This is a genomic window from Chitinibacter sp. SCUT-21 (assembly GCA_041874755.1).
Lineage (GTDB): Bacteria > Pseudomonadota > Gammaproteobacteria > Burkholderiales > Chitinibacteraceae > Chitinibacter.
Genome location: CP102611.1, coordinates 40,690 through 55,714, shown reverse-complemented (window position 1 = coordinate 55,714; position 15,025 = coordinate 40,690). Strand labels below are relative to the sequence as shown.

The 15,025-nt window shown below is 47.3% G+C and carries 16 protein-coding genes and 2 pseudogenes; 6 read left to right on the top strand and 12 right to left on the bottom strand.

The window, feature by feature from the left end:
* Position 1: 1 nt before the first annotated feature.
* The 11 genes and pseudogenes from NT239_00280 to NT239_00230 form a co-directional block, all read right to left on the bottom strand.
* Complete coding sequence (locus tag NT239_00280; GenBank protein XGA71313.1) at positions 2 to 1,150, bottom strand: MFS transporter; 1,149 nt, start codon at positions 1,148 to 1,150, stop codon at positions 2 to 4.
* The gene (locus NT239_00275; GenBank protein ID XGA71312.1) at positions 1,147 to 1,482 is read right to left on the bottom strand and encodes an EscU/YscU/HrcU family type III secretion system export apparatus switch protein; all 336 of its coding nucleotides are present in this window, start codon (positions 1,480 to 1,482) and stop codon (positions 1,147 to 1,149) included. The genes NT239_00280 and NT239_00275 overlap by 4 nt, the downstream gene beginning before the upstream one ends.
* A 4-nt stretch (positions 1,483 to 1,486) precedes the next feature.
* Positions 1,487 to 2,632, bottom strand: coding sequence for a flagellar hook-length control protein FliK (locus tag NT239_00270; protein ID XGA71311.1), 1,146 nt, complete (start codon positions 2,630 to 2,632; stop codon positions 1,487 to 1,489).
* Between the two features lie 2 nt (positions 2,633 to 2,634).
* Entirely contained in the window at positions 2,635 to 3,036 is a 402-nt protein-coding gene (locus NT239_00265; protein XGA71310.1) for a DUF2802 domain-containing protein, read from the bottom strand.
* Between the two features lie 29 nt (positions 3,037 to 3,065).
* Positions 3,066 to 3,383: a hypothetical protein gene (locus tag NT239_00260; protein XGA71309.1), complete on the bottom strand. Its 318-nt coding sequence runs from the start codon at positions 3,381 to 3,383 to the stop codon at positions 3,066 to 3,068.
* Positions 3,384 to 3,386: 3 nt separating this feature from the next.
* Positions 3,387 to 3,830 (bottom strand): flagellar export chaperone FliS, encoded by a 444-nt coding sequence (gene fliS / locus NT239_00255; protein ID XGA71308.1) that lies wholly within the window; start codon positions 3,828 to 3,830, stop codon positions 3,387 to 3,389.
* Between the two features lie 10 nt (positions 3,831 to 3,840).
* A complete protein-coding gene (gene fliD, locus NT239_00250; protein ID XGA71307.1) occupies positions 3,841 to 5,358 on the bottom strand; it encodes a flagellar filament capping protein FliD in 1,518 nt (505 codons plus the stop codon).
* Between the two features lie 12 nt (positions 5,359 to 5,370).
* Positions 5,371 to 5,727 (bottom strand): flagellar protein FlaG, encoded by a 357-nt coding sequence (locus tag NT239_00245; GenBank protein ID XGA71306.1) that lies wholly within the window; start codon positions 5,725 to 5,727, stop codon positions 5,371 to 5,373.
* Between the two features lie 80 nt (positions 5,728 to 5,807).
* Complete coding sequence (locus NT239_00240; protein ID XGA72829.1) at positions 5,808 to 6,347, bottom strand: flagellin; 540 nt, start codon at positions 6,345 to 6,347, stop codon at positions 5,808 to 5,810.
* Between the two features lie 93 nt (positions 6,348 to 6,440).
* Positions 6,441 to 7,886 (bottom strand): annotated as a pseudogene (locus NT239_00235) (hypothetical protein).
* Positions 7,887 to 7,985: 99 nt separating this feature from the next.
* A pseudogene (locus NT239_00230) lies at positions 7,986 to 8,420 on the bottom strand (flagellin).
* Between NT239_00230 and NT239_00225 the strand changes: the two are divergent.
* From NT239_00225 to NT239_00200, 6 genes are all read left to right on the top strand, one after another.
* Positions 8,365 to 8,574 (top strand): hypothetical protein, encoded by a 210-nt coding sequence (locus NT239_00225; GenBank protein ID XGA72846.1) that lies wholly within the window; start codon positions 8,365 to 8,367, stop codon positions 8,572 to 8,574. The pseudogene NT239_00230 and the gene NT239_00225 sit on opposite strands and share 56 nt — an antisense overlap.
* A 379-nt stretch (positions 8,575 to 8,953) precedes the next feature.
* Positions 8,954 to 9,961, top strand: coding sequence for a tryptophan--tRNA ligase (trpS, locus tag NT239_00220; protein XGA71305.1), 1,008 nt, complete (start codon positions 8,954 to 8,956; stop codon positions 9,959 to 9,961).
* 29 nt (positions 9,962 to 9,990) lie between these two features.
* The gene (locus tag NT239_00215) at positions 9,991 to 10,500 is read left to right on the top strand and encodes a DinB family protein (GenBank protein XGA71304.1); all 510 of its coding nucleotides are present in this window, start codon (positions 9,991 to 9,993) and stop codon (positions 10,498 to 10,500) included.
* Between the two features lie 115 nt (positions 10,501 to 10,615).
* Positions 10,616 to 12,886, top strand: a complete 2,271-nt coding sequence (locus NT239_00210; protein ID XGA71303.1) for an NADP-dependent malic enzyme — start codon at positions 10,616 to 10,618, stop codon at positions 12,884 to 12,886.
* A 44-nt stretch (positions 12,887 to 12,930) separates the two neighbouring features.
* Positions 12,931 to 13,182 carry a hypothetical protein gene (locus NT239_00205; protein XGA71302.1) on the top strand — a complete coding sequence of 84 codons (252 nt, stop codon included), beginning with the start codon at positions 12,931 to 12,933 and terminating at the stop codon, positions 13,180 to 13,182.
* Complete coding sequence (locus NT239_00200; GenBank protein ID XGA71301.1) at positions 13,183 to 14,358, top strand: MltA domain-containing protein; 1,176 nt, start codon at positions 13,183 to 13,185, stop codon at positions 14,356 to 14,358.
* 100 nt (positions 14,359 to 14,458) lie between these two features.
* On the opposite strand, the gene NT239_00195 is transcribed toward NT239_00200, so the two are convergent.
* Positions 14,459 to 14,941: a dihydrofolate reductase gene (locus tag NT239_00195; protein XGA71300.1), complete on the bottom strand. Its 483-nt coding sequence runs from the start codon at positions 14,939 to 14,941 to the stop codon at positions 14,459 to 14,461.
* Between the last annotated feature and the right edge of the window lie 84 nt (positions 14,942 to 15,025).

The following is a 15,025-nucleotide window of genomic DNA, read 5'->3' as shown; positions in this document are numbered from 1 at the left end:
CCTAGTTACTCCACTTAATTCTAGGGGTTAGGATTGCGATCATTAATCCTGCCAAAGCCACCACGGCCATACCCCAGCTTAAGTTGCTGTGGTGTGCCACAAATCCAATCATTGGCGGCCCCATCAGAGCGCCAATCGACCCCATTGTCGTAACCGCAGCTAATGCCACCGCACCATGCTTCGCTGCTGCCGCGTAGACGCATGGCGAGACCGCTGCCATCCCCAAGCCGACCAAGGCAAATCCAATCAAAGCAGGCACTAAACCGCCAATGAGCAAAGCACAGAGCAGGCCACCACCTGACAACACGCCGCCCCAGAACAGCATTTTGGGCGCCCCCAGTTGAGTACGCCAGCCATCACCAAACCAGCGTGCAATAAACATTGTAATCGAGAAAAAGGCAATGCCTAACGGCGCCATTTGCGATCCAGCGCCTGCGCCCTCTTTTAAATACAGCGCAGACCAATCCGACATAGACCCTTCAACAATCGTACCAAACAAGGCCATCAAGCCCAGCCAAAGCGCCACTCCACTAGGTAGCGCAAATCGTCGACCACCAGCGCTTTGCTCTTGTTGATCAAGCAGTAAATGAGACAAAGAAACAATCACAGCCAGCCATAACAAAGCTGCTGCGAATAGAAAATGTAGCCACACTTGCTCTGAAACAAAAGTCATACCGGATGCAAACAATGCAGCGGCCAAACCACCTAAGCTAAAGACTGCGTGCAATCGCGACATAATTGCTTGCTTGCCGACCGTTTCAGCCTTAACGCCCTGCGCGTTCATCCCCACATTAAGCAAGCTAGCTAAAACGCCTTCAAGCAACATTACGGCAATCGCAAGAGGGTAATTCGGCGCTAAAGCCAAGCCGATTAGCACCAGTGGTAATAGCAGCCCCGCTATCATACAGGCAGCTTTTGAGCCATATTTCTGCAAAATGGTAGCGGTAATTGGAAACGAAAACACCGCACCAAAGCCACTCGCGAGCAATAGAAAACCAACTTCAGCGGTTGAAAGCTGCAATTGCGCTTTTAATGCAGGAATACGCGAGGCCCAAGTGCCAAAATTAAAGCCCAATACCAAAAACAAGGTGGCAATTGCGAGCTGGGTACGGCGAAGCGAAACGGGAAATAGATGGGAATTATGGGTCACGAAGAGTCCGCTGATTTGTTTGTTTCTTCGGCTGTCTGTGCAGCCTCGGATAGATAACTGAAATCCGGTGAGCTAACTTCACCACCGCGCTCCAGCATATAAATAAAGGCGAGTAATTCTGCCACAGCGCGATACAATTGGGGAGGAATCTGGCTATCTAGGTCAACTTGCATTAATAATGCAACCATTTCTGGGGAATCATGCACAAAGATGCCTGCTTCCTTCGCTTTCTCGATAATTCGCTCAGCGACTAAGCCCTTACCCTTAGCGACAACTTTGGGGGCGGCACTGCCATCTTGGTAAGCCAGCGCTATGGCCTGTGCTCTTTTCATACCCTTAGGTTTCATCATTGTGCTCAACTTGCGACGAAACCAGCGTTAAACCCGCCGCTTCAAAGCGGCGATACAATTCAGGCTGTTGCTGTTTTAATAGCGCTAGCGTTGCCTCACTCTTAGCATTAAATCGCAAGCTCAATTGCCCTGCTTGCAATTGCGCGACAACACCCAGCTCACCTAGTGTAGGCAAATCAAGATTGAGCCGTGTTTGCCAGCGTTGCGATTCTGCCCCGCCCTCACTATCATTTTGGCGCTCGTTCTCTAGCTCCATCTCCCAGCGCAATGCCTGCCCAGGCCAAGCCTGCCCCTGCCAAACCAGCGGTTTGTTTTCTAGCAAATCAAGCTGCTGGCGCACAATCTGCTTTAAGCCTGCATCATCCAATACCTGCTGAGTATTACTGTTTTCAAGCCCTACTTTTCCTAAAAATTCACGACGTTCAGGCATTGCTACCTTATCTGAAACAGGCATTTCTAACTTAGCGTTAGATTGATTTGAGTCAGCGTCTAATTGCTTGGTCGTTTGATTTTCTGTTGGCAATTTGGTGCTTTGATCCACAGTCTTTAACTGTGTTGGTGATAGTGCGGCTTGTGGCTCTTTCAGTAAAGAATGTAGAGATCTATCACCGCCAACCCATTCAGCCTGATGCGATTCATAAAACAGGCCGCTTTGCGCCAAGCGGCTAGCAAGCTGCCCTGCTAATTGAGCAGTATCGGGTTTGCCAGCAAATAAAGGCTGCGTGTTTTTTAGCTCTGCTACAGGTGAGTCTTGCTCAAGCAAGCTGCCGATCATGGAGGCCGCTTTACTCAACGCTACATTGGCATCTTTATTTTGCAGATTTGTTGGAGATTGAGCTTGCTGAGAAACGTTTGCGTTAAGCCGAAACGTTAACTGCGGATCTTTGCTAAGCACAGTGAGCTCAAGCTGCTCCCCAGGTTGCGTATTACGAGGAAGATTTAAATCAAGAAGCTGATCTTTGATTAGAACGGCGAAGCGGCCATTATTGAGTTGATTAGTAACGAGCGCCTGAACTTTTTCACCCACTGTTAAGCGCAAATCATCTGGGGATACTCGAACAGTCTCAAGCACCCCTTGTTGGGCGCGGACAAAATTACCAACGAGGGTATTTGAAGTATTGCCGGGTAACACAATTACCCCTTATAGGCACCACGGTAAATGGTAACAATTAATTCAGCTTCTGCACGTGAAAGCCCGCAATCAACTATTAAGTCTTCGGGGCTAAATCCTTGTTGCGCTAGGACTATGGCACGTGCATAAGTATTTTCAAATTCGTCACGCCCACCAATTTTACCCCCCCCCCGTTCAGCATCGTCTTCACATATGGAATTTAATTCAAGTCCTTTTACCGCTTCAATTTTTTTAACCACCTCCAACAGCTGCCGCTGGAGATCATTTATATGTTGAAGAATTTCATCAATACTTCCACGATCATTTTGCTTCATTCGAAAATAAATAAAAGATACGTTCAATGCATAAGCAATTACCAAAAACAAAAATATAATAATCAAATTCCACAACGAAACGACAATCATTTTCACGCCTTGATCACACAAGAGCTAAATTAATAGCTTTTATAAAGCTTAATTCTATTATTCATGCCACGCAGCATTTTTTCAACTTCAACACGCCACACCTCTATACGGGATGTATTCTTTTGATGCAACATGAACAATTTTTGCAACTGCATAATAAAAAGTTGTTCATCGCTTGACGATTCTTTTTTACACAGTTCGACAAGAGAAATTATCAGATCATCAATTTGACTCAATATCACAATTGATCTCTCATAATCTTCTTCTTCAAGCACCTTTAGCAACTCGGCAAATAACGTGTTATAATCAGCCAAAATCTTTTCAGACTCACCACTACTTCTAGGCATCAATTACACCTTACTCGAAAGAATAGCTGGCTGACTTTCACTATTAGACAACTCCTGTTTTGCTCCAATAGAAACCCAACTCTCCCTCAACCCCACCAACAATCCGTACACTTCTTCCAAATCTGTAACTCGATTATAGAAATTTGCTTGAAGCAACTTGTAAAGCATGTATTCATACAAATCGTCGAGTGACTGAGTTAGTTCTCCCCCTACCGTTTTATCCAGCGCCCCCTTTAAACCTTCCTCAATAATTGATACAGCCTTACCTACCATCAACCCTTTATTTCGAACATCACCGTTCTCAAGATTTATTTTTGCCTGTGATATTGCGGCCATAGCACCATCAAATAACATCACAATTAATTGATGAGGTGTAGCAGCGGCAATTGCCACATCTACTGTATTTTTCTGATATGCACTTAATGCTTTTCTAACATTATTAGACATAAAACGCCCTTCAATTATTATTAGCTTTAAGAGCAGCCAATTGAGATGTTAAAAAATCACCGGTACTTCGCATTTTGGCAACAGCCAAATCTAGTGCGTTAAATTGCTTCAAGTAACGAGCCTGAGCTTGTTCAACTGTTTGATTAATAGAAACACGCTGCTGATTGATGCTTTTAACTTTTGAATCTAGAGACTGAAGGTAAGTTCCAATTACCCCACCCTTATCGACTAACTGAGTTATCGATGCATTAATTTTAAAGGCAATCCCATTCTTCGCCGACTCAGGAGGAGGAAGTTTTTTATCATATGCTCCAAGTGAGCTAGCCACGTTGGCAGGATCAACCTTCAAAGCTGCAGTAAATTTTTCTTTCGCAAAGATCATTGCACCATAGCGATCAAAAGAAACCCCTAAAGAATTAAAACTTTGACCTGTTCCATCCGGAAAATTGGAAGTAATATCTTGCCTTAGTTGATTCATAACAACCTGAATTGAATTTTCTCCTTGTAAAATGGCACCTTTTCCAGTTTTCGCATCATATTTAGTCAACTCAACCACTTGATTGCGCAGCTCATTATAGGATTTAACGAACCCCTCAATAGCTTTTTCTGCCCCAAGCGAATCACGACGCACCTCTAGTCGTACAGTCTTAGACTGGGAATTCAAATCAGCAGGGTCGGATAACGAAGACTTCCAAAGATCAATCGTTACACCTTTTAGTGCATCAGAAATACTGTTTGTTGGCCGATTAATTTCGACACCATTCAATTTAAATTTTGCATCTCGCGCATATTCATTATTAAGCACTGAAAAATTCGGATCTGATGCATTCGTTGGGTCATAGGCCAATTTATCTATTTGAGTACCGGCACCATTCACAATCGACAGTTTAAATGCATTTTTAGCACCACCATCACCCGCATTAATCACTAAACGTGCTGATCCAGGTGTATCTTGAACAATTGTGGCACCAATACCTGATTTAGAATTATTGATCGCATCTTTAACATCAGCCAATGTTATCGTCGACGCACCTGATTTTGGGCTCACCGAAATTTCAACTGGATTTTTATCACTATTTAAATTAAAATTCGAACCATCAACAGCTCCAAATTCCAATTTAATTTTAGCTACACCACCTGCAACATCTGCCACGTTAGCCAAAACTTGTGAGTCTCCAGTAAAAACTCCCACCTTGCTAGTTACACGTTGACTTGCTGCCAACTGCAAAACATCAATGGAATAAATTCCTGGATCGGCAGCATTTCCAACCTGAGCAGTTAATACATCCGTTGCTGAGGAATTACTTTTAATACCTGTAAAATTATTTATATCCAAAAGACCTGCCAATGCAGTCTGCAGCGCAGATAAACCACTTTTAACTGTTCCCACAGCAGAAATCGTCGCCTGAATTCCCAGCTCTTTCTTATCCAACACCTTCAAAGGTTCTTTTTCGACCTCAACCAGTTTAGATACAATACCTTGCACATCTAAACCCGAACCAATTCCAGAAGCTGTAATTCCAGGCATAATCAATTCTCCTTATGCTTTTTCACTCAGCAACAAACCTTTCAGCTGATCAATTGCTTTTGATATTCTAACCACCTCTTCGGTAGGGATTTGCCGAATTACGTCTTTTGACTCAATATCCGTCACCTTTACAATCTGGATTTTTGTATCATCATCAATTGTAAATTCAAGCCCAGTTTTGAGTGTTTTAGCAATTTCATTAACTCGTTCTAGCGCACTACGAATAGTTTCTGCGGACTGCTCACCAACCGACTCTATCGCTCTTGACTGCACTTGAGCGACCGTCGTTGAATCCGCCCTTTGCTCAGAACGAATCGCGTCTTTGATCGGCGCCACCGAATTGGCAGCATTCACGTTTTGAACTTGCATGATAGCCTCCTTGTGACAAACCCTGACGGGCTGTTAAGTGCCAGTCAGGGTTCAGTTTACATCATATTCAAGAAGCTGTATTAGCCGCGCAACAAGCTCAACACCTGATTTGGCAGTGCGTTAGCTTGCGCCAACATTGCTGTGCCGGCCTGTTGCAACACTTGCGAGCGAGTTAAATTAGCTGTCTCTTGGGCAAAGTCTGCATCACGAATCCGGCTACGTGCTGCAGAGAGGTTCTCTACCGAAGTAGAAAGATTTGAAATTGTCGATTCAAAGCGGTTTTGAATCGCACCCAAATCAGCACGAATGCTATTCACCTGCCCTAATGCGCCATCCGCAATGTCAATCGCTGCCGTCGCACCTGCTACCGAGCTAATATCAATTGAATTTACTTTTTGCAACACGCTAGCTTGTAAATCATTAGCAGCACCAGCAAACAAACCACCTTCTTTCGCTGCTAGATTTGAACTAACACTAAAATATGCAGCTGTTGATTTAAAGTCGACATTACCACCAATCACAGTTTCTTTTGCTGATGGCACATTCCCCAATAAGCCACCATCGTATAATGATACTTGGTTACCCACAAAGGCACCTTCTACCCCCCCCTGCACTTTCATAGAAACTGTTACAGCAGCAGAAGTCTGACCATTATCAACTGCACTTGAGCTGTTGAAATTACTGATACGAATATCATCACCAGTTGCGCTTGTTAATACCAGCGCATTTTTGTCTTTGTTCAGTGTAGCAGTAACGCCAGTTTGGCTGGTTTTATCGTTAATAGCTTTGGCTAGTGAAGTTAAATCGCTCGATGAAGTCTGCGCAGAAATATTCACCGCAGTGCTATTAGAGCCATTTAAAGCGAACGACAATACGCCACCATTATGAGAGGTACTCAACTCAGACAAGGTTACTTGTGTACGGGCAGTAGCTGAAATACCAGTCTGATCGACGCGTGCATTCACTTGTGCAGCAATGGTTTTAGCCGATGCACCAGCAGCCACATCAAAGGTCACTGGATTCGAATTCAAGCCAGTCATGCTAAGGGTCTGAGCTTTTACATTATTGGCGCCCTCATTACCGACCGAAGCGACTTTTTGCGCTGCTGTATTTGCTCCTGCATTAAAAAGACTAGTAGCAGAACCCACGCTTGAACTTACGGAATAAGCATCTGGCATCAATAACTCAACAGTACCTATCGCACGCGTAGAGTCAGTACCCGCAGCTTCTGTAAGTGCTGCCGCGGAACCACGCAGACCACGCACAGATATGGTACTAGCATCATCAGTTACTGTCGTCGTTGAAGTCTGCACACCGCCCGCGGTAAAAGCTGTAACACTAGGAGCACCAGTTCCCGCTCCTGCTGCCATTGTTGCGGCTAAATCATTTGCAGCGGTATCGGCGACGACAATCGTTTGAGTTGCACCTGCAGCAGTTGGTACGCGGGAAATATTGATCGTACTACCGCCCTCAGAATACTGAAATTGATAATCAGTTGCCAACGTACCAGAAACTGTTGCACCCAAGCCACTTTGACCACCCTTAAGTACGTTGTACATATCAGCAACAACATCTTCGTTAGATACGGCAGCCCCGGTAGAATTAGTCAATGAATAAGTTTTACCACCCACTGTAAACTCAGCTGTATCGCCATCGGCCAAGTCAGCACTAATTGAGAACGAGGCCCGAGTTGTATCAATTACATCAAAATCAGCAAAGGTAATGTCATCACCATCTGAATTTGACACAACAATTTCGTTGCTTGTGGCATCATAACCAACCGATAGCGTTCCTGCCAATGTGCTATTAGCGTTTATTGCTGCACGCAAGTTATTTGCCGTACTCTCTTGGGTTTCGGCAACCTCATATTGCACTGTTTGCCCATCAATTGCCACACGAACAAAATCGCCAGCATATTGCGAGGTTTTCCCTTCTGTAACGCCGGGCGCAGCAAGACGAAGTTCATTGGTTGCGTAGGCAGTCACCCCTGCTCCAGAAGAATTGATCGCATCGGCAATTGCCTTTGCAGATTCAGTACCCGCCAGAGTTACATCTGAACCGACCTGAGTACCCTCTGGATTTCTGAACTTAATAGTTTGAGCTGCCACGGTATTTGCAGCAGCCGTAGCATCAGCAGCCCCAGCAACAACTGTCCCCATTACGCCACCATCGGTTTTGTAATAATCGCGACTGGTAGCTGCCTCAATCCCTTTATTATTATTAGTATCTAATTTATTGATGCCGAGTGTATTACCTGATGCAGCCGATACATTTACATTAATCGTATCATTGGCATTAGCCCCCACTTGGAAGGCTTGCGACACAAAATTACCATCAAGCAGTTTTTGCCCGTTGAAGTTAGTTGAATCTGAAATACGATTCAAATCGGAAACCAGTTGATTCACCTCAGCTTGCAAAGCCAAACGATCTTGTTGCGAATTGGTCGCATTGGATGACTGCACCGCCAGCTCACGCACGCGCTGCAAAATATTTCCTGATTCTTGCAAGGCACCTTCAGCCGTTTGCGCCAATGAAATACCATCGTTGGCATTGCGCACCGCTTGGCTTAAGCCTCGTACTTGGCTGGTCATCCGATCCGAAATCGCCAAACCGGCCGCATCGTCTTTGGCGCTATTGATGCGCAAACCAGAAGACAAGCGGTTTAATGAAGTCGCCAAAGAAGATTGCGACATATTCAAATTGCGTTGGGCATTGAGCGACGCAACGTTGGTGTTAATGACTTGTGCCATGATGATGCTCCTTGAAGAATTTTTATTTCGCTTCAGCGGTTCGCATCATTTGCGCCGCCTACATTCCCCTTTTCGGTTATGCCGGCGGGAACTTTAGGGTTTGGTGATATTTTTTTGCTACATTCCTGATATGTGCTCTTTTGAATTTGCCCTGCACCAAGCCCAATAGATACTCGCATGCCGTATAAACACAAAGCGATTTATAAATAATGGGTTTGTAGATACACCCACCCAATGCACCCACTAGGGTTTTCCCTAGGTATTTTGTGCTTGACGCATTTGAGCAACTACTGCGACTATGTAGCCATGAACCCGAATATCCAAACCCATTCTGTTGCGTATTACTACTGGTGGCGCCCTTAGGCGGCACTGGGTTTGTTCGTTCTAACAAAACCTGCCGCCGGATACGGTGACAGGTTTTTTTTATTTCCCCACCCCATCCGGCGGCTCCAAAATCCAAGTTTAGGAGCAGCACCATGTCTCAAGCTACTACCGTCGTTGTTACCGGCGACAGAACCACAGGGCCATTGCACTTAGGTCATTTTGCAGGTTCGCTACAAACACGCCTACAACTGCAAGAGCAACACAACCCATTTCTACTCCTGGCCGATACCCAAGCACTCGCCGATCATCAAGGTGACTATAGCAAGGTGCGCCAAGCGGTGATTGACGTTGCTTTGGACTACCTTGCGGTAGGGATAGACCCGAAAAAATCGACGATTTTGATTCAGTCTATGGTGCCAGAGCTCGCAGAGCTATCGTTTTACATGATGAACCTAGTTAGCGTGGCGCGATTGGAACGTAATCCAACGGTAAAATCTGAATTACGCGCCAAGGGCCAAGAACGAGACGTTGCGGCAGGATTTTTAAGCTACCCAGTTAGCCAAGCAGCAGACATCACCGCCCTGCGCGGCACCTTGATTCCAGTTGGCGCAGATCAACTACCAATGATCGAGCAAACCAATGAAATAGTGCGGCGTTTTAACCGCATGGTCGGCGAAGACATTCTGAACGAATGCGAAGCCCTTCTTTCCGACACCACTCGCCTGCCCGGCATTGATGGCAAAGGAAAAATGAGCCGCGCTGCGGGTAATTTTATTGCACTATCTGCCAGCGCCGATGAGATCAGCGCAGCAGTCAACAAAATGTACACCGACAGCAATCACCTCACTGTGGGTTCACCCGGGCAGATTGAAGGCAATGTGGTGTTTAGCTTTTTAGATGCCTTTGATAGCGATAGCGTCAAAGTGGCCGAACTTAAAGCGCAATACCAACATGGCGGGCTAGCCGACAGCGTGATCAAAGCTCGCCTGAATGAGGTTTTACAAGCTTTGCTTGGGCCAATTCGTGAACGGCGTAATGAGTTAGCTAAAAATCCGGATGAAGTATTATCAATGCTACTGTGTGGCTCAGCCAAAGCGCGTCAAACTGCGGTGTTAACACTGCATAAAGTGAAAAAAGCCATGGGCATGTACTACTTCTAAAATCAAAGACGACGATGAGGGATAAGACGATGAGCGCCACACTTTTTCGCACACTGTTTGAACATAAAGCTTGGGCTAACCAGCAATTGCTTGCGCAATTGATTGAGCATCGCAGCGATGAACACGCGAAAAGTTGGCGCTTGGCCACCCGACTGATGAATCACCTAAATATCGTTGATCAGATTTTTATTGCGCATCTAAACGGCATTGCACACGGCTTTACTGGCACCAACACGCCAGAAACGCCGGAACTGAGCGAACTACTAGAGCGCACTGCGCAAACCGATCAATATTTAATTGGGCTTGTTAGCCAGCTGCCCGCTGCGCGCTTTGATGAGCAAATCCAGTTTGTTTTCACCGATGGTAAAGCCGGCCAAATGAGCGTCGCCGAGATTTTGATGCACTTGATTACCCATGCAAGCTATCACCGTGGGCAAATTGGCCGCGTCATTTATGAAAGCGACGCGAAAATTCCGCCTGATATTTTGACGGGCTTTTTGCACCGTAATCGCCAGCCAAACCCGCAGCAATCGTTATAACGCGACTTATTTGCAACACATAAATGCTGCACTGCGCCATATAGTGTTTCAGCAATACTCAAATAGGCTTCTAAGTCTAGAATGAAACATCATAATTCAGGGGCGCAGGTGCAGCATGGACGAAGAACTACGCAAAAAAGCACTCGAATACCACCGTTTTCCTAAACCAGGAAAAATTCAGGTCGTCGCAACCAAAGGCTTGGCCAGCCAACGCGATTTGGCGCTCGCCTACTCCCCTGGCGTGGCAGCCGCTTGCGACGCCATCGTGGCCGACCCCGCCGAAGCTCGAAACCTCACCTCGCGCGGCAATCTGGTGGCGGTGATTAGTAACGGCACTGCAGTGCTTGGCCTAGGTGACATCGGCCCCTTAGCCAGCAAACCCGTTATGGAAGGCAAAGGCGTTTTATTCAAAAAATTTGCTGGCATCGATGTATTTGATATCGAAATCGAGCAAAAAGACCCAGACAAACTAGTGGAAATTATTGCCGCGCTGGAGCCAACCTTTGGCGGCATCAATTTAGAAGACATCAAAGCCCCTGAGTGCTTTTATGTTGAGCGCAAATTGCGCGAACGGATGAAAATCCCTGTTTTTCATGATGATCAGCACGGCACCGCGATTATTGTCGGTGCAGCAGTAAAAAACGCATTGGCACTGATCGGCAAACAGCTCGATCAAGTCAAATTAGTGGCCTCGGGCGCAGGGGCAGCGGCGATTGCTTGCCTGGATTTGTTAGTATCGCTCGGCGTTAAACGCGAACACATCATTGTTTGCGACTCTAAAGGGGTTATTCACACCGAACGCGGCCCGCTGGATGAAACCAAGCAGCGCTACGCGCGTGAAACCGAGCTACGAACGCTTAGCCAAGCATTGGTTGGCGCTGATATTTTCCTCGGGCTTTCCGGTCAAGGTTTGGTGACGGGCGATATGCTAAAAACCATGGCTGCCAATCCGCTCGTTTTGGCGCTAGCCAATCCCAACCCAGAAATCACGCCACCTGAAGCGCAAGCTGCCCGCGCTGACGCAATTATTTGCACCGGCCGCTCGGATTACCCGAACCAAGTGAACAATGTACTGTGCTTCCCGTTTATGTTCCGTGGCGCGCTGGATGTGGGCGCCACAACCATCAATGAAGCGATGAAGCACGCGGCAGTCAATGCCATTGCCGAGTTAGCGCATGCCGAGCAATCGGATGTGGTCGCCGACGCCTACGGCGGGCAAGAATTATCGTTTGGCCCTGAGTATTTAATACCAAAACCCTTCGATCCACGCCTGATTATTAAAATCGCGCCTGCAGTGGCCAAAGCAGCGATGGAAACAGGCGTTGCAACGCGCCCGATTGAAGACTTCCACGCCTATATCGACGAGCTAACGCAGTTTGTTTATAAAACCAATCTGTTTATGCGCCCGGTTTTTGCTGCGGCGAAAAAAGCGCAAAAACGCGTCGTATTCTGCGAAGGTGAAGACGAGCGTGTACTGCATGCCGTACAAGAAATCATCGATATGCAGTTATGCCAACCGATTTTGATTGGCCGCCCCGCCGTGCTGCAGGCGCGCATCGATAAATTGGGGCTACGCATCCGCCCCGGCATTGATTTTGAAGTCTGCAACCCAGAGCACGACACCCGCTACCGTGAATATTGGCAGCTGTACTACAGCCTGATGATGCGCAAAGGCGTATCGGAAAACCTAGCCAAAGCCGAAGTGCGCCGCAAAACCACTTTGATTGGCGCTTTAATGGTCAAACGTGGCGAAGCGGATGCTTTAATTTGTGGCACTTACGGGCTGTACCATAACCATCATCATCACCTGATGAATGTATTGGGGCAAAAAGCAGGCACCACGGTGACGGCAGCGATGAATATTTTGCTACTGCAAACTGGCAATATGTTTATTTGCGATACTTACGTCAATCAAGATCCAACTGCCGAGCAATTAGCCGACATGACCTTGATGGCGGCGGAAACAGTACGCAAATTTGGTATTGCGCCCAAAATCGCCCTCTTAAGCCACTCCAGTTTTGGCAGCTACGACACACCTTCAGCACGCAAAATGCAAGAAACGCTGGAGCTAGTAACGCAGCGTGCACCCGAGCTGGAAATCGACGGCGAAATGCACGGCGATGCCGCACTTTCCAGCACGATACGCCAGCAAGTATTCCCGCATTCGCGCTTAAAAGGCGAAGCCAATATTTTGATGATGCCGAATTTAGACGCGGCCAATATCTCGTTTAATTTACTGAAAACCACATCGGTCGATGGCGTAACAATTGGGCCGATTTTAATGGGGCTGGATAAACCCGCGCATATTCTGACGCCAACCGCGTCGGTGCGGCGTATTATCAATATGGCGGCGCTGGCGGCAGTTGAAGCGGCTAACCAGCAATAAGGCATTACACAGTTAACGGAGCGAACCGATGATTGGAGAATTGAATGAACGAGTTTAACCCAGCAGACCCATTCGCTTTTTTTAGCCAAATGATGAAGCCTGGCAGCAATCCTTTTATGCCGCCCTTGTCTGAAGAGGAAATCGACCGCAAAATTGTCGAATGTCGCACTGTTGAGCAATGGCTCAGCATGCAAGTAGGCATGTTGCAAATGTCGATTAAAGCACTAGAAATGCAAAAAGCTGGTTTAGCCGCGTTCAAACAAAGCCTAGACCCCAAATCATCGGAAAACCCGTAAATGAATAAGCGCAATACCCTACTGACAACGGCCAGTATTCTGGCCGTTTTTTTATCTGGTTGCATCAGCACGCCACCGCAAAATACCCAGCCGAGTATCACTCCAAAGCCAGCTGCTACAGCTACCCCTAGCCCGATACCTGCCGCCCGCTATCAAGCCCGTAATTGGAGCGAAGTGCCCGCATGGCAAGACGATCAATTAGTGCAAGGTTGGAATGCGTGGCTAAAAGGCTGCACCAAGCCGCGCGCCGCATGGGTTAAACTTTGCGCTGATGCCAAATCGGTAACAGTGCAAAGCGCCGCGATTCGCCAATTTATCGAAAATCGCTTAACGCCATATCAATTGATTAATCCAGATGGCAAAGAAACCGGCTTGATTACCGGTTATTACGAACCGGTTTACCCCGGCAGCCTGACGCGCACCGCGCAAGCCAAGCATCCAGTCCACGCGCCACCGAAAGACATGATTACCGTCGCGCTCGACGAAATCTATCCTGAGCTGAAAGGCAAACGCCTGCGTGGTCGGGTCGTCGGCAACAAGTTACTGCCCTACCCTGATCGCGCCGACATCGTCGCCAAAGGCATCGACGCACCTGTACTGGCTTGGTTAACCGACCCAATGAATGTGCAATTTCTGCAAATCCAAGGCTCAGGCCGAGTGCAACTCAATGACGGCACGCAATTGCGTTTGGGCTACGCTGATCAAAATGGGCGCCCGTACAAACCTGTTGGCCGCTGGCTGGTTGAACAAGGCTTAATGCCAGCGAGCGAGGTATCGATGCAATCGATTAACGCATGGGCAAAAGCCAACCCAGCGCGCGTCGATGAGCTGCTCAATAGCAATCCAAGCTATGTGTTTTTCCGCACCTTACCACCGAGCAACGAGGGCCCGATTGGTTCGCTAGGCGTGCCGCTAAGCGCTGGTTACAGCATCGCCATCGACCCCAATACCGTACCGCTAGGCAGCCTAGTCTTTATCGCCACCACACGCCCTGATAACGACGGCGGCATTCATCGCCTTGTCGCTGCGCAAGACACCGGCGGCGCGATTCGCGGCACGGTACGGGCGGATTTTTTCTGGGGAACGGGTGACGCCGCGGGTGAACTTGCCGGCAAAATGAAACAAGAAGGCAAATTGTGGTTACTGTGGCCTAAAGGCACAGCACTACCTAATTAAAAGCATTGCCACTAGAAGCGAAAAGGCCATCATTCGATGGCCTTTTTGTTAGGTATAGGCTTATAAATCAATAATTAATTAAGCTACAGAGCAATACCTATCAATATTTACGTTGATAAGCCACAAAAGCGTACTCAATACCCTTTTCCGACACATGCGCTTCACGACTCGTCTCTTGCCATAGCGTGCGATCAAATTCAGGAAAATAGGCATCGCCTTCAGGGCTGAGATTGACTTCGGTTAAATACAAAGTATCGGCCAAGGTCAAGGCCTGGCGATAAATTTCGCCACCGCCGATGACGAATAATTTATCCAAATCAGCACAAGCCTCAATCGCCGCTGCAATACTAGTGAAGGTTTCAGCGCCATCCGCGTGCCAATCGGCGTTGCGGCTCACGACCAAATGCCGCCGCCCCGGCAGCAAACCCGGCAAAGATTCAAACGTTTTACGCCCCATCAGCATCGGGCTACCCATGGTTAAACGTTTGAAATATTGCAAATCCTCAGGCAAACGCCACGGCAGGCGGTTGTCAATGCCGATGACCTTGTTTGCTCCGACTGCGGAAATAATGGCTAGTTGCATAAATATTCACTTATAAATTCAAGGGCATTTGATATGGCTAAAAATCATATTTCGCCGATTAAAGCACAATTAAAAAAAGTCGCT